This window comes from Chryseobacterium lathyri, assembly GCF_030812195.1.
GTDB lineage: Bacteria > Bacteroidota > Bacteroidia > Flavobacteriales > Weeksellaceae > Chryseobacterium > Chryseobacterium lathyri_A.
In genome coordinates this window covers 793684-817771 of the sequence record NZ_JAUSSF010000001.1, presented here as the reverse complement: position 1 = coordinate 817771, position 24088 = coordinate 793684, and the positions used below count along the sequence as shown (strand labels likewise).

20 protein-coding genes and 1 tRNA gene are annotated in these 24088 nt (G+C 35.8%); 18 read left to right on the top strand and 3 right to left on the bottom strand.

Annotation, left to right across the window (positions count from 1 at the left end):
• Positions 1-74: 74 nt before the first annotated feature.
• The 8 genes from J2T03_RS03775 to J2T03_RS03740 all read left to right on the top strand — a co-directional run bounded on the left by J2T03_RS03775 (position 75) and on the right by J2T03_RS03740 (position 9649).
• Positions 75-530, top strand: a complete 456-nt coding sequence (locus tag J2T03_RS03775; protein WP_307209534.1) for a transcriptional regulator — start codon at positions 75-77, stop codon at positions 528-530.
• 1 nt (position 531) lies between these two features.
• On the top strand, positions 532-1716 hold the full coding sequence (locus J2T03_RS03770) for an efflux RND transporter periplasmic adaptor subunit (protein ID WP_306842382.1): 1185 nt from the start codon (positions 532-534) through the stop codon (positions 1714-1716).
• 3 nt (positions 1717-1719) lie between these two features.
• Positions 1720-4866, top strand: a complete 3147-nt coding sequence (locus tag J2T03_RS03765; RefSeq protein WP_306842383.1) for an efflux RND transporter permease subunit — start codon at positions 1720-1722, stop codon at positions 4864-4866.
• 93 nt (positions 4867-4959) lie between these two features.
• Positions 4960-6375 carry an efflux transporter outer membrane subunit gene (locus tag J2T03_RS03760; RefSeq protein ID WP_307209532.1) on the top strand — a complete coding sequence of 472 codons (1416 nt, stop codon included), beginning with the start codon at positions 4960-4962 and terminating at the stop codon, positions 6373-6375.
• A gap of 157 nt (positions 6376-6532) precedes the next feature.
• On the top strand, positions 6533-7030 hold the full coding sequence (locus J2T03_RS03755) for a GNAT family N-acetyltransferase (RefSeq protein ID WP_306842386.1): 498 nt from the start codon (positions 6533-6535) through the stop codon (positions 7028-7030).
• The gene (locus J2T03_RS03750; RefSeq protein WP_307209530.1) at positions 7027-7506 is read left to right on the top strand and encodes a MarR family winged helix-turn-helix transcriptional regulator; all 480 of its coding nucleotides are present in this window, start codon (positions 7027-7029) and stop codon (positions 7504-7506) included. The genes J2T03_RS03755 and J2T03_RS03750 overlap by 4 nt, the downstream gene beginning before the upstream one ends.
• A gap of 170 nt (positions 7507-7676) precedes the next feature.
• Positions 7677-7750: transfer RNA gene (locus J2T03_RS03745), tRNA-Ala, on the top strand.
• Positions 7751-8227: 477 nt separating this feature from the next.
• Positions 8228-9649 carry a S41 family peptidase gene (locus J2T03_RS03740; RefSeq protein WP_307209526.1) on the top strand — a complete coding sequence of 474 codons (1422 nt, stop codon included), beginning with the start codon at positions 8228-8230 and terminating at the stop codon, positions 9647-9649.
• A 3-nt stretch (positions 9650-9652) separates the two neighbouring features.
• On the opposite strand, the gene J2T03_RS03735 is transcribed toward J2T03_RS03740, so the two are convergent.
• The 3 genes from J2T03_RS03735 to J2T03_RS03725 all read right to left on the bottom strand — a co-directional run bounded on the left by J2T03_RS03735 (position 9653) and on the right by J2T03_RS03725 (position 12740).
• Entirely contained in the window at positions 9653-10921 is a 1269-nt protein-coding gene (locus tag J2T03_RS03735; RefSeq protein ID WP_307209525.1) for an RNA polymerase sigma factor, read from the bottom strand.
• A complete protein-coding gene (locus tag J2T03_RS03730) occupies positions 10914-11252 on the bottom strand; it encodes a YciI family protein (RefSeq protein ID WP_307209523.1) in 339 nt (112 codons plus the stop codon). Before J2T03_RS03730 ends, J2T03_RS03735 begins: the two co-directional genes overlap by 8 nt.
• A 171-nt stretch (positions 11253-11423) precedes the next feature.
• Positions 11424-12740: an amidohydrolase gene (locus J2T03_RS03725; RefSeq protein WP_307209522.1), complete on the bottom strand. Its 1317-nt coding sequence runs from the start codon at positions 12738-12740 to the stop codon at positions 11424-11426.
• Positions 12741-13084: 344 nt separating this feature from the next.
• Here J2T03_RS03725 and J2T03_RS20530 point away from each other — a divergent pair, with 344 nt between their 5' ends.
• From J2T03_RS20530 to J2T03_RS03680, 10 genes are all read left to right on the top strand, one after another.
• On the top strand, positions 13085-13261 hold the full coding sequence (locus J2T03_RS20530) for a bacteriocin-like protein (RefSeq protein WP_444861137.1): 177 nt from the start codon (positions 13085-13087) through the stop codon (positions 13259-13261).
• 332 nt (positions 13262-13593) lie between these two features.
• Complete coding sequence (locus tag J2T03_RS03720; protein ID WP_307209520.1) at positions 13594-13983, top strand: cupin domain-containing protein; 390 nt, start codon at positions 13594-13596, stop codon at positions 13981-13983.
• Positions 13984-14127: 144 nt separating this feature from the next.
• Complete coding sequence (locus tag J2T03_RS03715; RefSeq protein ID WP_307209518.1) at positions 14128-14952, top strand: helix-turn-helix domain-containing protein; 825 nt, start codon at positions 14128-14130, stop codon at positions 14950-14952.
• 213 nt (positions 14953-15165) lie between these two features.
• Positions 15166-16074, top strand: coding sequence for an alpha/beta fold hydrolase (locus J2T03_RS03710; RefSeq protein WP_307209516.1), 909 nt, complete (start codon positions 15166-15168; stop codon positions 16072-16074).
• A gap of 67 nt (positions 16075-16141) precedes the next feature.
• Entirely contained in the window at positions 16142-16582 is a 441-nt protein-coding gene (locus tag J2T03_RS03705; protein WP_307209515.1) for a Rid family detoxifying hydrolase, read from the top strand.
• A gap of 182 nt (positions 16583-16764) precedes the next feature.
• Positions 16765-17802 carry a helix-turn-helix domain-containing protein gene (locus J2T03_RS03700; protein ID WP_307209513.1) on the top strand — a complete coding sequence of 346 codons (1038 nt, stop codon included), beginning with the start codon at positions 16765-16767 and terminating at the stop codon, positions 17800-17802.
• Positions 17803-17920: 118 nt separating this feature from the next.
• Positions 17921-19573: a serine hydrolase domain-containing protein gene (locus tag J2T03_RS03695; protein ID WP_307209511.1), complete on the top strand. Its 1653-nt coding sequence runs from the start codon at positions 17921-17923 to the stop codon at positions 19571-19573.
• Between the two features lie 149 nt (positions 19574-19722).
• Complete coding sequence (locus J2T03_RS03690; RefSeq protein WP_307209509.1) at positions 19723-20853, top strand: serine hydrolase domain-containing protein; 1131 nt, start codon at positions 19723-19725, stop codon at positions 20851-20853.
• 987 nt (positions 20854-21840) lie between these two features.
• A complete protein-coding gene (locus J2T03_RS03685) occupies positions 21841-22566 on the top strand; it encodes an NUDIX hydrolase (protein ID WP_306842406.1) in 726 nt (241 codons plus the stop codon).
• Between the two features lie 17 nt (positions 22567-22583).
• Positions 22584-24068: a xylulokinase gene (locus J2T03_RS03680; protein ID WP_307209508.1), complete on the top strand. Its 1485-nt coding sequence runs from the start codon at positions 22584-22586 to the stop codon at positions 24066-24068.
• Positions 24069-24088: the final 20 nt, after the last annotated feature.

The window sequence follows — 24088 nt, the reverse complement described above, 5'->3', positions numbered from 1 at the left end:
TTTATTTATAAACTCTATCAGGTTTGTTCGTTTAGTTCTGAACTAATTTCTACTTTTGTCAAAATTTTTATATTATGCACCAAAGTATAGAAATTGATGAGAGAATTTTTCAAGATGCTGTAAAATTTTATGGCACAGTTTTCAACCTACCGCCTTTAGCGTCAAAAATTTATGCCTACCTGCTTTTCGATTATGAGAAAGTGGGAATTACTTTTGATGAATTTGTCGAAGTGCTTTCTGCAAGCAAAAGCTCTGTTTCTACCAGTATTTCATTACTGCTGAACGCGCAGCTTATTATCGATCACAACAAAATGGATGAACGGAAACGATATTTTTTCATCAATGATGAGTACAAGAAGATCCGGTTTGAAAAAATAGTTCAAAAAATGGAGGACGAACTCAAATTACTGGATGACCTAAACAACTTTAAAAAGAATCATGACAATGAATACAACGAACGGATAGAAGCTTACAAAGCACTTTTACATAAAAACATAGAAAATATTCAGGAATCTCTTAATAAACTTTAAAATGAATAATAAGCTAGTTATACTTTCTATTGCAGCGTTTTCACTAACAGCCTGCAAAAAAGAAGCTCCAAAACAGGATGGTCCAAAACCTTTTCCTGTTGTTTCTGTGGAGTCGAAAAATATAGTGGGCTATCAGACTTTCCCGGCTACCATTCAGGGAAGGGTAAACAATGATGTCCGCGCAAAAATACAGGGATATATTACTCAGGTACTGGTAGACGAAGGACAGTATGTTACAAAAGGACAGCCATTATTCCGTCTTGAAACCAATATCCTGACTGAAAATGCCGCTGCTTCCAAAGCAGGTATCGGTGCGGCAGAATCTACCATTGCAGCAGCGCAGGCCTCTGTAAATGCAGCACAGGTAGAGGTCAATAAACTGAAACCTCTTGTTCAGAAAAATATCATCAGTAGCGTACAGCTGCAGACGGCTCAGGCTAATCTTGCCCAGGCTCAAGCACAGCTACAACAGGCCAATGCAGCAAAAAGACAGGCTGTTGCCAATTATAAAGGAGTAGAAGCCAATATCGAGTATTCTGTCATCCGTGCCCCTATTTCAGGAGTAATCGGGAAACTTCCTTTAAAAGTGGGAAGTTTGGTAGGACCTACTGATCAGACCGCACTGACGACGATTTCTGACACCTCGCAGATCTTTGCCTATTTTTCCATGAATGAAAAAGAATATTTTGATTTCCTTGAAAAATCTCCTGGTTCATCTATGCCGGACAAAATTAAAAATCTTCCGATGGTAGAACTTCAGCTGGCCAACGGAAGCCTTTATCCTGAAAAAGGAACTATTGAGGCTATTACCGGACAGATTGATCCTACAACAGGTACCATTCAGTTCAGGGTAGCCTTTACCAATGCTCAGAAATTATTGAGTAATGGGAACAGCGGAACAATCAGATTTCCTCAGCGTTATGACAACGTATTGGTTGTACCGGAGAGTGCAACGTACGAGCAGCAGGGTATTGTGTATGTTTACAAAGTAGACAAGGATACCGCTAAAAATGTTGTGGTGAATGTCATCGACAGAGTAGACAATTTTGCGCTTATAAAATCTGGTGTAAACAAAGGAGAAATCATTGTTGCGGCAGGTATTGGAGGATTAAAACCAGGAACTGCCGTTAAGCCTAAAAAAGTAAAAATGGATAGCCTTGTTCAATCAATAAAACCGAAATTTTAGAAAATGATTAAAAATTTTATTAACAGACCGGTTTTATCCACCGTAATTTCAATTTTAATTGTTATTCTCGGTGTTTTAGGACTTATCTCGCTGCCGGTTACGCAGTATCCGGATATTGCGCCTCCCACGGTAAGTGTTTCTGCAAACTATACGGGAGCGAACGCAGAGACGGTGATGAAAAGTGTAGTGGTACCTTTGGAAGAGCAGATCAACGGGGTGGAAGGAATGGACTATATTACTTCCAGCGCCGGGAACGACGGTTCTGCCCAGATCCAGGTTTTCTTTAAACAAGGAATAGATCCTGATATCGCTTCGGTAAACGTACAGAACCGTGTGGCAAGAGCGACACCGCTTCTGCCTTCAGAAGTGACACGTTCTGGGGTTGTTACCCAGAAACAGCAGACCAGCGCCCTGATGTATATGTCTTTCTATTCCGAAAACAAGGATCTTGATGATGTATACCTTCAGAACTTTTTGAATATCAACATTATTCCGAATCTTAAAAGGATCAACGGTGTAGGGGATGCCAACGTTTTCGGTGGTAAGAACTATTCGATGAGAATCTGGCTAGACCCTGCAAAAATGGCAGCTTATGGAATAACACCCACAGATGTTACCAATGCTATCAATGAGCAGAGTAGAGAAGCGGCAGCGGGTTCTATTGGCCAGAACAGCGGAAGTTCTTTTGAATATATCATCAAATATGTAGGTAAATTCAATGATAAGGAACAGTATGATAATATCATCATCAAATCTCTTGGGGACGGACAGAATTTAATGCTGAAAGATGTTGCCAAAGTAGAATTGGCAGGGCAGTCTTACAGCGGGGTCGGGGAGAACGGAAACAATCCTTCCATCAGTATGGGGATCTTCCAGACTCCGGGATCCAATGCTCAGGAGATCATCGAAAATATTAAAGAATATCTGAAATCAGCAGAGGGAACTTTTCCACAGGGAATCAAGTATACCTTCAACTTTGATACGAACGAATTCCTTGAAGCTTCTATTGAGAAAGTAGTACATACTCTGATCGAAGCTTTCATCCTTGTATTTATCGTTGTATATATTTTCCTTCAGGATTTCAGATCTACCCTGATTCCGGCCATTGCAGTTCCGGTATCTATTGTGGGGGCATTCTTCTTCCTGAATCTGTTTGGATATTCATTAAACCTCCTCACCCTCTTTGCACTGGTACTTGCGATCGGTATTGTGGTGGATGACGCCATCGTCGTCGTCGAGGCCGTCCATGCCAAGATGGAGCACGGTATTTCAGATGCTAAAAAAGCAACCGTAGAGGCAATGGACGAGATCACAGGAGCAATCATCTCTATTACTTTGGTAATGGCATCGGTATTTATTCCGGTGACGTTCATTACAGGACCTACAGGGGTATTCTACCAACAGTTTGGGATCACGCTTATTGTGGCAATCATTATTTCTGCAATTAATGCATTAACTTTAAGTCCGGTTTTATGTTCACTATTCTTAAAACCTCACTCAGAGCATCATAAAGAGTACAAAAACCTGAATTTTCTTCAGAAGTTTTTCTATAAGTTTAATATTGCTTTTAAAACAACGACCGAACGTTACGGAAGAGGATTTGTATTCCTGCTAAGACATAAATGGGTAACGCTGATTATTTTTGCTATTACAGGAGGTATTTTATTCTGGGCAAACAGCAGCATGAAAAAAGGGTTCGTACCTACGGAAGACAGAGGAATTATCTTTACGGATGTTCAGCTTCCTCCGGGAGCCTCTATGGAAAGAACCTATAATGTTTTGAAAACACTTCAGGCAAAAGCCATGAAAGTTCCGGGAGTACAGAACGTAACAATTTCCACAGGGAGAGGATTCTTATCCGGAAATGGAAGTAATAACGGTCTTGCCTTTATTAAGCTGAAACCATTCGATGAAAGAAAAAAAGATGGTCAGAATTCAGAAGATATCACTAAAAAATTATTTGGTATCGTAGGATCTGTTCCTGATGCTAAAGTTGTGTTCTTTCAGCCTCCGAGTGTACCCGGATTTGGTAATAGCGCCGGTTTTGAAATGGTATTGCTGGATAAATCCGGTGGTGACTATGCAGATCTGGATGATAAAACAAATGAATTTATCGGTAAGCTGATGGAGAGACCCGAAATTGAATTTGCCCAGACTTCATTCAATACAAAATATCCTCAGTATCTGATGGAGATCAACGTTCCCTTGACCAAACAGCTTGGAGTTTCTGTAAGCGATATTCTTGCTACGATGCAGGGATATATCGGAGGGATCTATACTGCTGACTTTACCAAGTACGGAAAACAGTTCAGGGTAATGGTTCAGGCACTTCCTGAAAACAGAAAGAACATTGAAAACCTGAACGAACTTTATGTAAGAACAGGTTCAGGAGTAATGTCTCCGATCTCACAGTTCGTTACACTGAAAAAAGCGTACGGGCCTCAGTCTGTAAGCCGCTACAACCTGTTTACTTCTGTGAAGGTGACAGGAGGAAACTCTGCAGGATACAGTTCAGGAGATGCCATTACTGCTATACAGCAGGTAGCAGGTGAAACACTGAACCAAAATTATTCAGTAGAGTTTACCGGACTGACCAGAGAAGAATTAAATTCAGGATCACAGACCGTTCTGATCTTCGGATTAAGTTTGATCTTCGTTTACTTTATCCTTTCTGCTCAGTATGAAAGTTATATCCTTCCGCTGATTGTTGTAATTTCTCTTCCTCTTGGGGTAATGGGAGCTTATTTCGGGCAGAAGATCATGGGGCTGGAGAATAATATCTACTTCCAGATCGCCCTGATCATGCTCGTCGGATTACTGGCAAAAAATGCGATCCTTATTGTTGAATTTGCCGTCCAGCGGAGACACCATGGTGAAACCATCGTCATGTCTGCCATCAATGCAGCTAAGGCCAGATTAAGACCGATCCTTATGACTTCATTTGCGTTTATCTTCGGATTATTGCCGTTGGTGCTTGCAAGCGGAATCGGGGCGGTAGGTAACAGATCTATTGCAACAGGTGCTGCGATCGGATTATTGATAGGAACTATTTTAGGATTATTCGTAATCCCGGTTCTGTATGTGATCTTTGAAACACTGCAGGAAAAAATTAAGCCTCTCAAGAAAGAAGACATCAATTTAGCAGAATAAAATTAATTAGAGAAGTTAGAAGCTGGATAGTAGAAATTATCTAATATCATGTCTGGCTTTTAACCTCTAACATCTAATTTCTAATTTTTTATAATGAAAAGTTTATTAAACATCATAAAAGGAATAACTTTTTCAGCTGTCATACTAGGCGCCATTACATCGTGCATGGCCAGAAAAGAATATGAGAGACCGAAAAATGTTGTGGACGAAAAGCTTTTCCGTACAGATATGCTGCCCTCAGACAGTGCCAGCATCGGAGCTGTTTCATGGAAAGAAATTTTTACGGATCCTGTATTGCAGGGACATATTTCCAAAGCTTTAGAAAACAACTTAGATATTAGGATTGCCCTGCAGAGCATTGGTTCTGCAGAAGCTTACCTGAAACAGAGCAAAGCGGCCTACCAGCCGACTCTTTCAGTAGGTCCGAACTATACATTTCAGACACAGTCTATCAATACCCAGTTTGGACAGATCATCGGAGAAAGACGGTATGTCAACCAATTTGATATAACGGCAAGTATAGGATGGGAGGCAGATCTTTGGGGGAAATTAAAAGCTCAGGAAAAAGCACAGCTTGCTACTTATTTGGGAACTGTTGCTGCCCACAAAGCGGTTAAAAGTGATCTTGTTGCTTCTATAGCTTCTACCTATTATCAGCTTTTAACTTTTGATGCTCAAAAAAGGATCATCAATGAGACAATTGCAGTAAGAGAAAAGAATTTAGAAACAACCAAAGCATTAAAAATTTCAGGAAATGTCACAGAAGTAGCTGTACAGCAGAGTGAGGCTCTTGTTTTTAATGCAAAATCTTTGTTGATTGATATTGAGACTCAGACTCAGTTGCTTGAAAATACCATGAGCCTTCTGATGGGAGAGTCTTCTCATTCTATTGCAAGATCTACCCTGGAAACACAGAAGCTTCCGATTGATCTTAAATTAGGATATCCGGCACAGTTATTAGCTAACCGTCCGGACGTTATGAGAGCGGAATATAATCTTATGAATGCCTTTGAACTGACTAATTCTGCAAAAGCTCAGTTTTATCCAACTTTAAAGCTTACAGGAAGCGGAGGACTGCAGTCGGTAGACCTTGATCATTTGTTCAGTGTAAATTCATTGTTTGCGAATGTGGTGGCCGGTCTTGCACAGCCGATCTTAAATAAAAGACAGATCCAGACAAATTATGATGTAAGTCTTGCGAACCGGGAAACGGCTTATCTGAACTTCAGAAAGACGGTCCTTACAGCCGGAAAAGAGGTGTCAGATGCAATTCGGGTATTTTCGGTTCAGGATTCCTTTATTGAATTAAAACAAAAGGAACTGGATGCCTATAAAAAATCTGTAGAATACTCTCAAGAGCTTGTGAACTATGGAATGGCAAACTATCTTGAAGTATTGAATGCTAGCGTTAATTCATTGAATGCAGAACTGAATATTTCCAATGCAGAATACAATAAGATGAAAGCTGCTGTAGAGCTGTACCAGGCCCTTGGTGGTGGCTGGAAATAATAATTTCATTTTGATTAATAATATAAACGTACATCTACTGGTGTACGTTTTTTATTGAAATAGGGTTGGATAATAAAGTTAAAAATAATATAAAATAATAATTTCATTTGCATATATGTAGCAAGCTACGTAGTTTTGTTTTATAAAATAAAAAATTATGAAAATACATATTCAGCAACTAGATAATAGCTATTCTGATCAGCTTATTGACCTGATCCTTACTATCCAGCAGAAAGAATTTAACGTACCGATTACGATAGAAGATCAGCCGGATCTTAAAAAGATTGAGAACTTTTATATAGAATCCGGGGGGAACTTCTGGGGAGCTTTCATAGAAGAAGAGCTGGTAGGTTCCATAGCATTAGTTAAATTTGATGAAAGGGAAGGAGCGGTGAGAAAGATGTTTGTAAAAAAAGAATTCAGAGGAAAAGAACTGAATATTGCACAGGAACTTCTGGAAGTTTTGATTTCTTTTTGCCGCGACAATGGAATAGAAGCTATATATTTAGGAACAGTTTCAATACTGAAAGCGGCGATGCGGTTTTATGAAAGAAATCATTTTTTACAGGTTAAAAAGGAAGATTTGCCAACCCGCTTTCCATTGATGAGTGCTGATAATGTTTTTTATTATTTAAATGTAAATCAGACTGTATGAATATAATAGATGAATCAGGAATTCTGGCCATATCAACGAGATTGCAACGCCTCAGTGAGCAGCTCAGAAAAGACGGCGCCATGATTTATAAATCCTTCGGCATTGATTTTGAACCTAAGTGGTTCCCTGTAATCTTTACCCTGCACCACAAAAAAATGCTGAGTGTGGTAGAGATCGCAAACGAAATAGGGTACACACATCCTTCAACCATAAGTTTGCTAAAGGAGCTGGAAAAACAGAAGCTCATTCAATCTAAAAAGGATAAACAGGATGAGCGAAAAAGACTTATTGTACTGTCTACAAAAGGTCTTGAACTCATTGAAAAGATGAAACCGGTTTGGGAATTGGTCTCAAAAGTACTGGGAGAAATTGCAGACAATGAAAATCATCTTTTGAAAGCTATTAATGAAGCGGAAGAAAAAATTGCAATACAGTCTTTTTACCAACGTGCCATACAGATGAAGAAAAAAGATTGAATCATTTGAATATCAGTAATTTGTTAAATATTACACTCGTTTTTTCTGGCTGAATTTCTTCAAGAATTGAATAGCAGAGGAAAAAATTAGTATGAATTCTAATAAAAAAGGGAGAAAAATATTTGGATATGTAGTTTAAATACTTACTTTTGTACCGCTTTAAGAAAGTAGGGGGATTGGCGCAGTTGGCTAGCGCGTTTGACTGGCAGTCAAAAGGTCACGGGTTCGAATCCCGTATTCTCCACAAGGCGAAACCCCTTTCTATAAAGGTTTCGTAGTAATTTAGATATCTTGAGATTGTATTAACAGTGTACTAAATCGTGCCTGTATTAATACAACAAATATGTTTAAAAATCAAAACACGAGCGGATGCAGTTACACAGATCCGTTCATTTCTCTCAGAAATTCTTATAACAAATTTAGAAAGATGTTGTGGTAAAATAATCAAACAGCAGCTACACAACTAAGACAGCATCAATCTTGGAATTGTTTTACTTTTTGTTGCATTATTGTGGATATTAAATTACTTTATTCTCTTCAAATCGTAGAATTTTCTTCTACTTTATTATTTGAAGTTGGGCCTACACAGGTTTAAAATGGTTAAGCAACAGCTATCTTAAAAAATGATACACAGGAAAATTTAAATAATTACACAATAAATACTGCTAAAAAGGACTAGTTTTACGTTTATTCATCTATACTAATATTTTTAAATAAAACCATGAAAATAAAACTGTTAATTTTAAGTCTGTTTATTTTTTTATCTGGCTTCTTTTCAGCACAAATTACCAATTCAATCTCCTTAAACGATAGACTTTATGGTGCTTCCAAATTCTGGTCGGATGTCAATTACAATTTTGTCTATATGTATAAAGTTGATCAGCTAAAGTGGAATGCAGCCTATAAGGAAGCTATTGCAAATGTTCAGAAAACTAAAAATGATTACGAATATTTCAGGGAGCTTCAAAAATTATGTTCTGTTCTTAAGGATGGCCATACACAGGTTTATTTACCGGAATATATCCAAAATCAGGTGATGACAACAAATTTTGGAGCGTATAGGCTTTTCCTGACTGATGTAAACGGTAGGATTTACATTTATGATATCAACAAGAGCAAAGAAAAAGAAATTCCCGTAGGAAGTGAAATTCTAAAAGTTAATGACCTTCCTGTAGACATTTATCAGAATAAATTTGTGAAACCTTTTATTTCAACATCCACAGAAAGTGTTCTGAACAGTAAAGCATCATTCGGGCTGTTAGCCGGTCTGGAAGGAGAACAGTTCGATATTGAAGTAAAAACACCAAAAGGAGAAATCAAAAAATTACATTTAATCCACGCAAAAACCGAAGAAAAAGAATTAAGTTCCATTCCCTTAGCCCGTAATGCATTTTTTGAATTCAAATGGTTAGAAAATCAAGTTGCATATGTAGCAATAAGAACTTTCAATGATGCATCTGTTGTAAAAAGTTTTGAAGCAAATATCTCTGAGCTGAAAAAAGCTAAAAAAATCATTCTTGATATTAGGAACAATGGAGGCGGAAGCGGTAAAAATGCATTAAATATTGCTAAATACTTTACCAAAGGGGATACCATTTACGGCGCAAAAAGTTATAGCAGGGAGATTATTCCCACAGAACGTGCTATCGGTTCATTTTTAACGGCACAAGATACAATAAGCGGCAAAGCACAATGGGGGCTCTCCAAAGAAGATGCAACCAGGCAGTTTAAGGCATATTCTGGATCTAAATTTTATGCATTTGAATATAAGCCTATCATAATTCGCTCTGACACTAAATTCATTGTACCAACGATTGTATTGACAAATAATAATACCGCATCGGCAGCAGAAGATTTCCTGATTTATCTGTATAATGAAAAAAATATTACCCGAGTTGGAGACTATACAAACGGAAGCACAGGACAGCCTCTCCAGATAGAACTGCCTGGGAATGGCTCAGCTTGGATCTGCACGAAAAAAGTAACACTGCCAAATAATGAAGAGTTTATAGGTATAGGAATAAAACCGGAAATCATTGTGAAACAGAATTTAAATGATGTTTTATACCCGCAAAAATATGATTCCCAGCTCACTGAAGCTTTGAAATATCTGCAAAAGAATAGAACACGTACTACCAAATAAGATTTATATGGGGTATAAGCCCTTCCTTATAAGGGCTATTTTTCCATCAATGTAATAGATATCTGTTTTGTTTTTGGTGTAATTCAATGACAGCTCATAGTACTCAATAGCCGTATTCCATTCTCTTAATTTGAAATAAAGATGAGCCTTGGAACTGAAGAATGTAAATGCACTTTCTTTTGTTATAAGACCTTCTAAAATATTTACCTCTAACAATAGTGTATTGATATTCTTAAAATTACTTTCCGAAATTATTCTGTTTAGTTTTACGGAAATAGAATCTGGTTCAATCTTTTCAATCTGCTTATATAAAAAGGAAATGGTTTGCCAATTCGTCTTTCCATAACTTTCAGAAGTGCAATGTACAGAGCCAATTAAAGCTTCTATATAATATTTGCTCAAGTTTGCTTGATTGTATTTTGCCAGTTCCAGGTAGTAGAATCCTTCATAAATCAAGTTTTTATCCCAAAGATCTCTGTCCTGATCTTCCAAGGAGACCCAGGTACCTTTCTCGATCCTTGCCGGAAATCTTGCCGAATTAAAGAACATGAGGGCTAATAAGGAATTTATTTCCGAATTCCGGACATCGTAACTCTGAACTAATTTTGCTAAACGTATGGCTTCATAGCACAGGTCATAATTTATTGAACCTTTCTTTTGTGAAGTTTTGTAGCCTTCGTTAAAAAGCAGATACATAATTTTCAGCAAATGCTTTCGGCAATCATCAAAAGAGCCAATCTGAAAATCATCATATTTTTCAGCAAATTGTTTGATATTTTCCTTACTTCTTAAAATGACTTTCTTTACCGTTTCATTTTTTAAAATAAGTGCATTTGCGATTTCTTCATAACCAAATCCACATAAAAAATAAAGGGAAATAATTAATTTGTTGCGTTCCGAAAAATCAATTTTTGAAAAGAAGATTAAAAGTTTCAGCAAACTGTCCTCTAATTCTTTTTCATTAAACTCATATATTATTTCTTCAGCAATGTCCAGGTGATCTACATTTGACTTCCTGATACCTGAATATTTGATCTTATTCAGTAATTTATTAACAGCAACCCTATAGAGCCATGCAAAATGATTATCAGGAATACCTGAAAACTTCCATGTGTTTAAGGCGGTTTCAAAAGATTCCTGAACAGCATCTACAATATTTTCTATTTCCTTATAGCCATACTTTTGAGATAAATAGGAAACCATCTTTCCATAGTTTTCCCTGAAAAGATGGTCTGTAAGAGTGTGAATGCTTTCATCAAAGTCCCTATTCATCGGTCTTAAGTATTTCCCGGATTTCTAAAGTTGATCCACATTTAAAATCCGGGCAACCTTTTGCAAGTTCTGTTGCCTCCTGTAATGAATGGGCAAGAAGAAAATAATAGCCACTTACACATTCCTTTGTTTCAATATAAGGCCCGTCGGTAACCATCTCATTTTTCAATGTAATACCATTGGAATCTAATGGGTTCCCTTCTTTGAAATGTCCTTTTTCAATCAAAGTCTCTACCCACTGTACATGCTTTTGAATGTCTTTCTGCATTTCTTCCATCGATAAATTTCCATAGTTTACATTTTCCCTGATTAGCAATAAAAATTCTTTCATGATTTTTTCTTTTAAAGTTAATAATTTGTTTCACTGCTTATAGGACATTCGGGATAACGGTATCGGGACAATTTTTATAATAAAAAATTATAGCCCGGGCAATTACAGATTGGACAGTAGCGATATTCAAGCAGATCATCAGAATGTCTGATCTTTTGAAATATAGTTTTTTCAGTTTAGATTGAGACGTTCCAGAATTAAAGATGAAAAACATTGCACCCCTGTTCTGATGCTTTCTTCGTCAACTTGAAAATTCGGTGCATGATTCATTGCAACGATTGCTTTCTCAAAATTTGAACCTCCAATAAGGAAATACACACCAGGTACTTTTTGTTGAAAATAGGCAAAATCATCATTAAAAAAAGGAACCTGGCCATAACCGGTAACGATTACATTTTTCCCATAAATACTTTCAAGGGTTTTTGTTGCAATAGCTGTTAATTTTGTATCATTAATAACTGTTGGATTTTCTTGGATAAATGAAACAGAAAGTAGCTGATCCTTATAACCATTGGTATTTATTACCTGAACAACTTTAGGAATGATGTTTTTAAGATTGGATGAATTGGTCTCATACAGATTAGCTTCCAAGAAAAGTTTATTACTTTTTGAATAGTTAGTAAACGTATCATCTATGATCAAATAGTCCCTAAAAATTGTTTTTGGGTTGGTAAGCCCAATTTTTGGGTCGCTAATATGCTGTAACTCCCAGGGTTTACCATCGGTGCTTACACGAGATAGGCTGCTGTGAATCTTTTTTGCTAATTCGTTTGCATCTTCCCTCGACAATTCGTTTTTTAATTCAATTCTTATTCTTTTTTGATAGGCAAACACTTCGTTTGGTTTAACCATTATTTGCCCAACTGGTAAAGCCGTTACATGCAGTCCATATATTTCATCAGGTTTTATTTTGGACAATAAGCCGTGGCTGATCATCTCTTTTGCTCCGACAAAGGTCTCCTCTTCAGGCTGAAAAATAAAATATACCGTTCCATATAAAGATTCTTTATTTTTTGAAAGGATTTCTGCTATACCAAGTCCGATAGCCATATGTATATCATGACCGCAACCGTGCCGGATCCCTTTTTTCTTGGACTTAAAATCCACCTCCTCCGGATAATCCTGAAGTAATGCATCCATATCTGATCTCCAGGCTATTTTTTTTCCTTTTTTTCCTCCCTTTAAAATCCCTATAACACCATGCCCATAGGTATCTGTTTCAACTTCGAGTCCTAAATCCAGCAGATATTGTTCTATAACTTTTTGAGTGCGTATCTCGTTGCCTGCTAATTCTGGATTTTCATGAAAGTCTCTCCTGATTTTAACCAGTTTGTTAAAAATATTGTCTGTTTGAAGTTTAATAGACTCATGGTTTAAGGTCTCCTGTGCTGCTTTTTGAGTAACTAATGCTTTTTTTTGTTTTACCTGTGCAGATAAAAAAGACATTGAAATAATAAAGAAACTTGAGATAAAGGTAATTTTTTTCATAGTTTAGAACTAACTGATTTCAGATTAGCAAATATAGACTAGAGAATAGGTTAATTGGTGCATTTTTATATTAAGTTTTAATATATCACATAAGTGTCCGATTTTGTACTTTGGCAAACGTAAATGCTTTGCACATCTTACATTCAGAAATGTTAGTTGTAGTTAATCATAAATAGAGTTCTCAATAATAGAGTTGTTATGATCTCTAATATCAAAATTTCAGTAGGACTTGGAATGAGTTTATCACACTTACTTAAAAACCATTAACACTTATTAATTGGAGCTTTGTATTGATTAAAAAGTCATTCATTTTTGTATGGCAAATAACTAAACCCTAACATATTATGAAAAATTTAAAAAAGATTTCAAGACAAGATTTAAAGTATGTAAAAGGAGCTGCAAATACTCTTCAATCTTTACGCACAGGATGTGAAGTTAGATGTGTATGTACCAGTACTGTTGACGGATCTCCATTTATTGGAATATGTGATTCAAGAACTGGATTATGCTGCTCAGCCTAAATGTGTTTCAGTTGAGCTTCTTTATTAAGCTTTTTGAGAAAGAAAACTGTCAAATAGCAAGTTTATAACTCTTAACATTTTTTTAAAAATATTATATATGTTTTATCTCCGGATTTTCCGGGGATTTTTTTTGTTCAGTGTATAAAAGAAATAAATCAACTTCACTCACGATCAATGTTGATAAAATTAACGAAGACATTTTATCATTTATAAAAGAACAATTGACAGAGGTAAAAAGTACAATTCAAAGCGAAAGCCATCCATTGTTGAGCGTGAAGAATTAAGTCAACTTTGCACTATCAAAAATAATAACAAATAAATATTTAAAGAACATGAAAAATTTAATTTTTACCATCGGATTATTCACAACATTAATGTCCGGAACCGCATATGCGCAACAATCAGGGGTGACGCGCACAGATCTTCAAAGGCATACTATTGAAGCTGCAGGCTATGAAACTATTCAGGCACGCATAGATCTGGAGCCGGGCACATCTGTCAGTATGCATTCCCATCCCGGAGAAGAGGTTATTTATGTGCTGGAAGGTATATTTGAATACCAGTTAGAAGGGGAGAAGCCTGTAGTTCTCAAAGCTGGCGAAGTACTTTTTGTTCCGGCCGGAAGGAACCATTCCGCAAAGAATATTGGTAAAGTGAAAGCCTCAGAACTCGCCACATACATTGTCAGAAAAGATAAACCTCTGCTTTTATTTAAAAAATAACCTGATTTTAACCAAAATCCTGCCAGCTAAAGTTGAACTTTAATTTCATTTTAAAAAGCAGTATTTATTACTGGCTTTTAATTTATTAATTTTACAAACAGATGTTTAACGCAAAGAAATTAACAACAATTTTTCAATCCTAAAATGATAAAGGAATTTTCATACAAAAAATTTGGTAACCTGGAGTTCAGTAAAGCCTCAATTCAAAACGATTCTCTCTCTACAATAAATGAGCATATCAAGGTCCTGTTTATTCCCCAAAATGCTATTATTCAGGTGGATTTTCAGGAAATCGAAATGAAAGCAGATACTTTGTTATTCATTAATCCCCACGTTATTTTAAAGCCTTGTGAAACTATCGGAGGTCAGCTAATGCATTTTAACCGTGATTTTTATTGTGTAGAAATTCATGATCAGGAAGTGGCGTGCGATGGTATATTGTACAATAATGTGTTTGAAATCCCTTTTATAAATTTAAACGAAGAACAATCCGCTGAAATCCAAAAGATCATTAAGGATATTCAGTCTGAACTGAAAAATGAAGATTCCGGTACAGAAGAAATGTTGAGGACATTACTAAAACTAATTATTCTGAAATCTACCCGCATCTGGAAACAGCAGCATCAATTATCAGACAAAGAGCAGCAGGCGGATGTTCAGTTTCTAAGAAAATTCAGCAAATTGGTCGAGCAACATTATAAAACGCTTCATACCGTTGCAGATTATGCGGATTTGCTGTGCGTCACCCCTAAAAATTTGAGTAAAAAAATAGGACTAGTTAGTAAGGATACCCCCAATGAAATTATAAAAAACCGTATTATTCTTGAAAGTAAACGGCTTCTAGCCCATACGGCAATGAACGTGAAAGAAATTGCATATAGTCTGAATTATGAAGACGATGCTTACTTTGTCCGCTTTTTTACAAAACATGTAGGAATATCACCTACCAGCTTCAGAAAACAGTTTTAAAAGACCATCTGTTATATATGCACCCAATAAGCACAATCTGTCAGGTTGTGCTTTTTTCATATCCCCTAAATCTCTGAGTGTAGCTTGGGATCTTCACAAAATCTGATTAGGTAAAAAGTGCAATTCAAAGCGAAAACCATCCATTGATATGCCCTTATAATTACCCCAACTTTGCAATAACAAAAAATAACAACAAATAAATATTTAAAGATCATGAAAAATTTAATTTTAGCAATCGTATTATTTACAACATTAATTTCAAGCCATGTATTTTCACAAACTAAGAGAACTCCTGCATCCTTTGGAAGGGAAGAATATATTGAAGTGGAAAAGAATGTGCGGCTTCATGTAACTGACCTTGGTGAGGGTGAGCCTATTGTTTTAATTCACGGATGGCCATTGAGCGATGCCATGTATGAATATCAATATGCCGATTTTATTCAAAAGGGTTACCGGGTGATTGGGATTACGTTAAGAGGATTCGGATTGTCCGATAAACCCGGAGGAAAGTATAACTATGATGTTTTTGCAGATGATATTAAGGTTGTTTTAGACAAGCTGGAAATCAGGAATGCAACAATCGGCGGATTTTCCATGGGAGGTGCAACGGTCATTCATTATGTAGCCAAATATAATGCAGCCCATGTTTCCAAAATGGCATTATTTGGAGCAGCTGCACCTATCTGGACAAAGCGTGCGGACTTCAATTATGGTTTATGGAACAAAGAAGATGTTGATGGACTGATTAATCTCAACAATACAAACCGTCCAGAGCTATTCGCTACATTCGGTAAAATTTTCCCTGCTAATGATACCAGTGTATCCCAAGGACATGGTGCCTGGTTAGGGAATATTCAGGCCCAAGCATCCCCTTACGCAATGGCTGAAGGACTAAAAACTTTAAGAGATAGCGACTTGCGTAATGATCTGAAGAAAATCACAATTCCAACTCTGATCTTACATGGTAAATTAGACAAAATCTGTTCCTACGACCTTGCTGAACAAATGAAAGCTCTTCTTAAAAATGCCACTTTAGTGCCTTTCGAAAAAAGCGGTCATGCACTTTTCATTGAGGAACTTGAAAAATTTAATAGCGAATTATTCAACTTCATTAAAAAGTAAGTGAAAAACAAAAAGAAGTTAGTTTGTAAAAGCTAACTTCTTTCTTATCTCGTAAAAATCAATTAACATGAGTAAATTTATATTTTTCCTGTTTTCGCTGATATTGTTGTCATGCAATATAAAAAAAGAAATTGTGACGGTAAGCCATCCTAATTTACCAAAACCAATAGGCCCTTACAGCCATTCAGCCAATTATGGAAATTTGATATTTGTTTCAGGTCAAATCGGCTTAGATCAAAAAACAAACAGCTTACAACCGGGAATTGAAGAACAGACAGTTCAGATTTTTGAAAACCTGAGAGTAATCCTTGAGGACAATCATTCCGATTTTGAACATATCACAAAGACAACCATTTTTATTACCGATATGAAGCATTTTGAAATAGTGAATAAAATATATAGCGAGTATTTTCAGGAGCGTTTCCCTGCAAGGAGCACCATTGAAGTAGCATCTTTGCCTCGAAATGCAATTATCGAAATTGAATGTACAGCGGTTAAGAAAGACTAAGATATCTTTTGGGAAGAAGCTGATCCTCAAATTTTATAAACCGAGAAAAATAGTTGTGGTTATTTTACGCCCAGATCAGCATAAGCATATTGGAACTTAATAATTACGTTTATCTCGGACGAGGATATTAATTTCACGAGGAGGAACTATAATTTGTAGTTTTGTAATATTAAAATGAAAACATGGCTCTCATTAATGATTTAGGAAAGATTATCTTTTTTTTGTTTTTACTATTTAGTGTTTTTCTGATTACAGCAAAATCCAAAAGAAAATTACCTAATTATTTATTTGCTGCTTTTCTGCTGGTGTCGGTGATTGATTTTTCCGGGTTCTTCTTATCAACTCCTGACTATACATTGATTAAAGGAGGAAAACTTGCCAGTGTTCTTTTGCAGATGCCTCTCTATTATTTATACGTTAACTCAGCATGTTATTATAATTTCAGGCTTCATAAAAAGCATCTTTTACATGCGTTTCCTTTTTTATTCTTTTTCTGCTTATTCAGTATTATAGGGATTTCGAAACAGGGCTACCGCGTGTTTGATATTATTTCTATCATTCAGTATTACTATTATATTATTGCTGTATTTTGGGTGCTAAGGACCTTCAGGAAAATATATCAGGAAAATTATTCTAATGATTACCATCTTACTTATAAATGGTTGATGCAAACATCAGTTCTTTTTTTAATTGGAAACTTCTTTGTGATTATTAGGGGATTCATAAAGGAGAATAGCCCTGTTTTTATTTATCTGTACACTTTTACATCCCTATTTGTATTATTTGTGATCTGTTGGTTTGTGTTGAATGCTTTATACCGGCCAAATTTGTTTGCAGGTATAAATAAAGACCTGCTTCCTTTAAAATCAATAAACGATTTGAAGGAGGAACCCAGGGAACTGAAAGATCTCCTAAAGTTTGTAGAAACCGAAAAACCTTATTTAGATGATAAACTGACATTGCAGAAATTGGCAGAACAAATTAATCTGCCCGAAAAACAACTATCATTATTAATCAATCAGCATACCGGTAAACATTTTTTTGATTTCATTAATCAGTTTAGAATTCATGATGCAAAAGTACTTCTCAGGGAGCGGCCGCAATTAACTGTATTGGAAGTATTGTACGAAGTGGGCTTCAACTCAAAATCTTCATTTTATACTGCCTTTAAAAAGGAAACCAATTTTACGCCTACAGACTGCAGAAAATCAGCCTTTTAAGCTTTGTCCGATTTTAAGTCGGACTATTTTATTTTTAAAAATCAGTCCGACTTTCGGTATTCAGATGTTTTAATCAGTACAAAGTTTCAGATTTGCTTCATTATTAAATTAAAACAAAATGAAGTTACAAATCAAATGGGCATTGTTCTCTTTTTATGTGTTGAGTTTCGGACTGTGTTCCGGGCAGTTTAACCAAAAAGATCCAAGTAGGAGATCAGACTCTTTATTAAAAACCTATAATCAGGCCAACGCTCCCGGCATGGGAGTAGCCATTATAAAAGATGGAAAAGTAATCTATAAGAAAACCTATGGCTTGGCTAATCTGGAGAATAAAACTCTAATAACAGATTCTACAGCTTTTAATATAGCATCGGTCTCCAAGCAGTTTACAGCGTTTATTGCTCTTCTGGCTGAAAAGGAAGGGAAGCTATCACTAGATGATGATATTAGAATTTATCTTCCGGAATTGCAGCATTTGCCCTATAAAATTACAATTCGGCAGTTGGCAAATCACACCAATGGATTGCCCAATTTTACTGAAATTAAAAAGCTGCAGGGTTTTGGTGATGAATTTAAAGTAACCAATAATGAAGCAGTACATATCCTTTTGGGGATTAAAAGTGTGAACTTTCCTCCCGGAGAACAATACCAATATAATAATACAGGCTTTACCTTACTCGCCGAAATTCTTCATAGGATTTATAAAAAAGATTTCAGCCAAATAGCAAAGGAATATATTTTTAGCCCTTTGCATATGAAAAATACCATAGCAATAGATGATCCTGATAAAATCATTCCAAACAAAGCAGAATCTTACCAACAAAAAGGCAGTACTTTCTTAAAACTTCCTATCGGGCAGATGGTGAGTGGTTCGTCTAATATTTATACTACTTTGGATGATCTTTGTAAATGGGCAGTCAATTTTCAGAATCCTATACTGGGAAGTTTGGAGATTTATAATAAAATGCAAAAGAATACCATACTAAGTACAGGCAAAAAAATTGAATATGGATTGGGATTGCAAACCGAAAAATACAAAGGTTTGGATGTTGTATTTCATGGTGGAGGAACTGTTGGCTATCGTGCCTATATCCTTCATGTTCCCTCACAACAGTTCTCTGTTGTAACGTTGGGCAATAAACAGAGCTTTGAGGGCTTGTTGATTGCTTATAAGTTGGTCGACTTTTTTCTTGGAGATCAGCAGATACCTCCTTCCTTTCCACAAAAAGTAACTTATACTTCATCTGAATTCAGAAAATTTGAAGGAATTTATGAGCTTAATCCTGGAAATTATCTTGAGATATCAACGGATGGTAAAACCCTTTTTGCGGGAACATATAATCAGAAAGGTAAAGAACCATTACAGTCAATCGGTGACGGTAAATTTAAAATTAATTCTATTCCTACTGCAAATTTAACCTTCCATAACGGATCAGTTGCATTTAGAATTGCTGATTTTACATACACCGCAAAAAAAATAATGTTGTGCCCTCCCCAAGCGGATAAAGTAATTTTAAATAAAATAGTTGGATTTTACAGGAATGAAGAATTTGATACTACCTACCAATTATTTATTGAGAATAATACCTTGAAAGCAAAACATCCCATGAATGGCGATATTCAATTGTATCCATTAAGCGGAATAAGCTTTTATTCAACAACAGAGTATTTTGGGCAGCTTGATTTTAAACTTGATAAAAATAATAAGATCACCGGATTTGTATTATCTGGATCCAATATCAACAATATCAAATTTAAAAGAATAAAATAATCTTTTGAAAAACAATGCCTACACAGTTTTTAGGGAAACGATTATCGCTTAACTTTTCGATACACTTTCTTTTATAGAAGAAGATGAAACAAATAATGTAACATAATGAGTGCCTGCAATGTCTTATTAGAAAGATCGAATAAAATTATATGAAAAAATTACTTCTGATTTTTGCAATCCTAGCATGCACATCGGTTTGGTTTGCACAAACAATTCAGCTAAAATTATCCACAGATAATAAATTAGAAAATGAATTAGATTCGCTGGTAGAACAATCAGTTTCTGATTTTATGAAAAATAGTTCCAGAGTTGGTATTTCAATAGGCATTATTAAAAATGGAAAATCGCACCTTTATAATTACGGATCAATCAAAAGGGAGAAATCAGAACTACCGACAGGCAATACTGTTTATGAGCTTGCATCCATTACAAAAACATTCGGATCAATTTTGCTGGCAAAAGCAGTTATAGATAAAAAGGTAAATCTCAACGACGACATACGCAAGTACCTTAAAGAAGACTATCCAAACCTGAACTACAATGGAACACCTGTCACTTTACTTAATTTAGCTAACCTCACATCCGGATTACCCAACTGGATGCCCGATAAAGATATCTTTGGAAAGGCAGATCCGGATGCCATTCCTTACATTTTAGACTCTGTTCACTCAAAATACAGCCGACAAGACCTTTATCGAGACCTCCATTACGTAAAACTACAGGTTTTGCCAGGAACCATTTCGCGCCACTGTAACACAGCTGCGCAATTGCTGGGCTATATCATGGAAAAAGTATACAACAATTCTTATGAAAACCTTCTGCAAATATATTTCACCGACCCGCTTAAAATGAAAAACACCTATCTGCTAAAACCCAGAAAATTGCCGTTGAATATGGCAACGGGATATGATGGAAAGGGAAGGATCATGTCGGTTATTGATTGGGAAGATTTGCAGGTAGCCGCAAGTATAGCCTCTTCAAGTTCAGACATGCTAAAGTACATGGCTTTTCATCTGAATGAAAGAAATGCTGTTGCAAAATTGAGCCATGAACCAACTTTTGGAAAAATTGAAGATGGTGCTATAGCATTGAATTGGAAAGTCAAAAAAACAGAAAAAGGCAGCCGTAGTGTCTCGCATACTGGCGGTAGTTTGGGATTTAGCAGCTATATGGTATTGTATCCCGACTTAAATTCAGGTATTGTTTTATTGTCTAATCAAGCAGATCAGGGCACACAAAGTGAACTAATTGCGCTGGCAGATAAAATTCTAAATCTATAATAAAAATATATCTAGATCTGACGTTTTTTTACCATTTTAATTAATTTCAATACTTGTGATCAATAAAAAAACTACTATTCTGTAAAACGGATAGCTTTAGTTTTTTTGATGTTTTTTCGCATGCATTACCTAATTGGGTGTGGTGCTTGGATTTGGTTGAAAGATTTTTCTTTTTGTCATCAAATTTTTTTTCTCGCTTTAGAATACTTAAGGATCATCACATCATTAAATTGATATTCATTTTTGACTGAAATGCTTTTATCTACAACTCCGACAAAAGCGGCGACTATAGATGAAATTATCATATAGTCTTTCTGCATTTTCTGAAAACCGACTCTCATTAAATTACCGTTTTGATCAGTCTTTTTATTCATAGAGATCTATTGATTGCAAGGATAAAGATGAAGAGAAACAGCACTATTTTGGAATCGTATACTAATTAATATCAATTTTAAATTGCAGTAATTACAGAACTTTTTTATGAGAAGGTTGTGCACTGTAAATCTTCTTAAAGTAAATCATCTGCATGTTTTTATGGATTTATAATGAAAACCTTTTAAACCCTTCTGGAAAAGTTAAAAAATCTTCTGATTATCTATAGGAAAATCTATGATATGGTAATTTTTCACCTCTTAGGTTAAATAATTGTAAAAAACATGGGGCTTAAATATATGGGTTTAAGCAGAAAATGTTTTTTTTCTTATAACTTTTTTAAAAAATATCAACAAAATTTAAAATTTTCTTATCATAAATTAAATAAAAATAAATATTAAATTTTTAAGTGTTTATTTCACATTTAAATGACTATAAATTAAGGTATTCTGAAATATTAATCATTGAAATTATGATAACCTTATCATAATTTTTACATCATTCTTATCATAAAAAAATGATATATAATCTATTGATATATAGCTGGTAATGTATATTTTATTTTTTTTTCTCAATTGAATTTTTATATTTGTGATGTTACGTAAATGTTAATAGATGAACCAAGATTTTATTCATACCTATGTTTCTGTTGATTGCGTGGTATTTGGATTTGACCATGACAACAGACTCAATATCTTACTTGCACAGCGTCATGTAGACGATGTACCAGTGGATAGGCAAAGAAAATTGCCGGGTAGCCTGATTTTCAGTAACGAAGATGTGGATGATGCAGCCCATAGGGTTCTTCATGAGTTAACAGGAATAAAAAAAATGGTTCTCAAACAGTTCAAATGCTTTGCTGATCCATTTCGAGCAAGCAATCAGAGTGATATCAAGTGGATGGGAACCGAGTATATGCATCATATTGACAGGATTATTACGGTGGCCTACCTTTCCTTATGTAAAATTGATCATAAAATTAACAGCACTAAATATGAAACCGTAGACTGGTATCCTGTAGATCAGGTCCCTACATTGCCCTTTGATCACAATAAGATCATCAATGAATCCTTAACAGAAATAAGAAGATGGATTGAAACCGATTTTTCTATTATTTTTGAATTGTTGCCGAAAAAATTTACCATAAGACAATTGTATCAGCTTTACAGCGCGTTAAGTGAAAAACAGATCGATATAAAGAATTTTCATAAAAAAATTTCATCATTCAATTATATTATTCCTTTAGAAGAGATAGAGCAAAACGTATCGCACCGTGCAGCAAGATACTACCGGTTCGATGCCAAGATCTATAAAAAAAACAATACTAAACTAATTAAGTAAATCCCCTTTTTCAAATTATGTATTTGCTAGGATATGACATAGGCAGTTCTTCTGTTAAAGTTTGTCTCATTGAGGCATCCAGTGGAAAAATTATTGCATCAGATTTTTCTCCAAAAAAAGAAATGAAAATCACCGCACTCAACCCGGGCTGGGCAGAGCAAAACCCTGCTGAATGGTGGCTGAACCTAAAGCTGGCCCATGAATCTGTGATGCATGAATCTGGAATACACCCTGAAGAAATTAAAGGAATTGGCATTACCTGGCAGATGCATGGACTGATCCTGGTGGATAAAGATCAGAATCTGCTGCGCCCTTCCATTATCTGGTGTGACAGCCGTGCTGTGCCCTATGGTGAGAGGGCTTTTCAGGAAATCGGAACTGAGAAATGTTTATCTCATCTCCTTAATTCACCTGGAAATTTTACAGCATCAAAACTAGCCTGGGTAAAGGAAAATGAACCTGAAGTTTTTGAAAAGATTGATAAAATAATGCTGCCGGGGGATTATATTGCTATGAGGCTTTCCGGAGAAATAGGAATAACGATTGAAGGACTCTCTGAAGGAATATTTTGGGATTTTAAAAACAACTGTATTTCTGAAGATGTCATTAATTATTACGGAATTCCTAAGAGCTTTTTCCCTGAAATTATTCCTACTTTCGGCATCCAGTCAACGGTTTCTGCACCGGCTGCTCAGGAATTAGGACTAAAAGAAGGAACACCCATTTCATACAGGGCAGGAGACCAACCCAATAATGCACTCTCTCTGAATGTTTTCAATCCCGGAGAAATTGCTTCAACAGCCGGTACTTCGGGAGTGGTATATGGAGTGCTGGATAAACTGGAATATGATACCCTGTCGCAGGTAAATACATTTGCCCATGTCAATTACAGTCCTGAGCAAACCAGATTGGGCGTTTTGCTGTGTATCAACGGAACAGGAATTTTAAATTCCTGGCTAAAGCACAATTTTGCAACCTCTCTGTCTTCCTATGGTGATATGAATGATCTGGCCTCTCTTTCCCCAATAGGATCAAAAGGATTAAGCATAATTCCTTTTGGAAACGGGGCAGAAAGAGTACTGGAAAACAAAGATACCAGCTGTTCTATACACGGGATTAATTTCAATATTCATACGAAAGGAGATATTCTGCGTTCGGCACAGGAAGGAATCGTCTTTTCTTATGAATATGGAATGGATATTATGAGGAATATGGGTATGGACATCCAGGTGATTCGGGCTGGAAATGCCAATATGTTTTTAAGTTCAATTTTCCGGCAGTCGCTTGCCAGCGTTAGCAATGCGGTGATTGAGCTTTACGACACAGATGGAGCAGTAGGGGCTGCAAGGGCCGCCGGAATTGGAATAGGTTTTTATGCTGATTCTAAAGAGGCATTTTCTTCCCTCGAAAAAATAGCCGTTATAGAACCTGAAACAGAAAAAAGAGAACAATACTTAGAAGCATACTCAAGGTGGAAACAGCATCTTAACGAAATCATTTAATCATCCTGCAACGAAGCCTA

Bases quoted from the DNA above. Each gene is read 5' to 3' on its own strand.
- J2T03_RS03680 (WP_307209508.1), top strand. From the start codon at position 22,584: ATGTATTTGCTAGGATATGACATAGGCAGTTCTTCTGTTAAAGTTTGT.
- J2T03_RS03740 (WP_307209526.1), top strand. From the start codon at position 8,228: ATGAAAATAAAACTGTTAATTTTAAGTCTGTTTATTTTTTTATCTGGC.
- J2T03_RS03695 (WP_307209511.1), top strand. From the start codon at position 17,921: ATGAAGTTACAAATCAAATGGGCATTGTTCTCTTTTTATGTGTTGAGT.
- J2T03_RS03765 (WP_306842383.1), top strand. From the start codon at position 1,720: ATGATTAAAAATTTTATTAACAGACCGGTTTTATCCACCGTAATTTCA.
- J2T03_RS03715 (WP_307209518.1), top strand. From the start codon at position 14,128: ATGATAAAGGAATTTTCATACAAAAAATTTGGTAACCTGGAGTTCAGT.
- J2T03_RS03705 (WP_307209515.1), top strand. From the start codon at position 16,142: ATGAGTAAATTTATATTTTTCCTGTTTTCGCTGATATTGTTGTCATGC.
- J2T03_RS03770 (WP_306842382.1), top strand. From the start codon at position 532: ATGAATAATAAGCTAGTTATACTTTCTATTGCAGCGTTTTCACTAACA.
- J2T03_RS03755 (WP_306842386.1), top strand. From the start codon at position 6,533: ATGAAAATACATATTCAGCAACTAGATAATAGCTATTCTGATCAGCTT.
- J2T03_RS03725 (WP_307209522.1), bottom strand. From the start codon at position 12,740: ATGAAAAAAATTACCTTTATCTCAAGTTTCTTTATTATTTCAATGTCT.
- J2T03_RS03720 (WP_307209520.1), top strand. From the start codon at position 13,594: ATGAAAAATTTAATTTTTACCATCGGATTATTCACAACATTAATGTCC.
- J2T03_RS03685 (WP_306842406.1), top strand. From the start codon at position 21,841: ATGAACCAAGATTTTATTCATACCTATGTTTCTGTTGATTGCGTGGTA.
- J2T03_RS03690 (WP_307209509.1), top strand. From the start codon at position 19,723: ATGAAAAAATTACTTCTGATTTTTGCAATCCTAGCATGCACATCGGTT.
- J2T03_RS03735 (WP_307209525.1), bottom strand. From the start codon at position 10,921: ATGAATAGGGACTTTGATGAAAGCATTCACACTCTTACAGACCATCTT.
- J2T03_RS03760 (WP_307209532.1), top strand. From the start codon at position 4,960: ATGAAAAGTTTATTAAACATCATAAAAGGAATAACTTTTTCAGCTGTC.
- J2T03_RS03710 (WP_307209516.1), top strand. From the start codon at position 15,166: ATGAAAAATTTAATTTTAGCAATCGTATTATTTACAACATTAATTTCA.
- J2T03_RS20530 (WP_444861137.1), top strand. From the start codon at position 13,085: ATGAAAAATTTAAAAAAGATTTCAAGACAAGATTTAAAGTATGTAAAA.
- J2T03_RS03750 (WP_307209530.1), top strand. From the start codon at position 7,027: ATGAATATAATAGATGAATCAGGAATTCTGGCCATATCAACGAGATTG.
- J2T03_RS03700 (WP_307209513.1), top strand. From the start codon at position 16,765: ATGGCTCTCATTAATGATTTAGGAAAGATTATCTTTTTTTTGTTTTTA.
- J2T03_RS03775 (WP_307209534.1), top strand. From the start codon at position 75: ATGCACCAAAGTATAGAAATTGATGAGAGAATTTTTCAAGATGCTGTA.
- J2T03_RS03730 (WP_307209523.1), bottom strand. From the start codon at position 11,252: ATGAAAGAATTTTTATTGCTAATCAGGGAAAATGTAAACTATGGAAAT.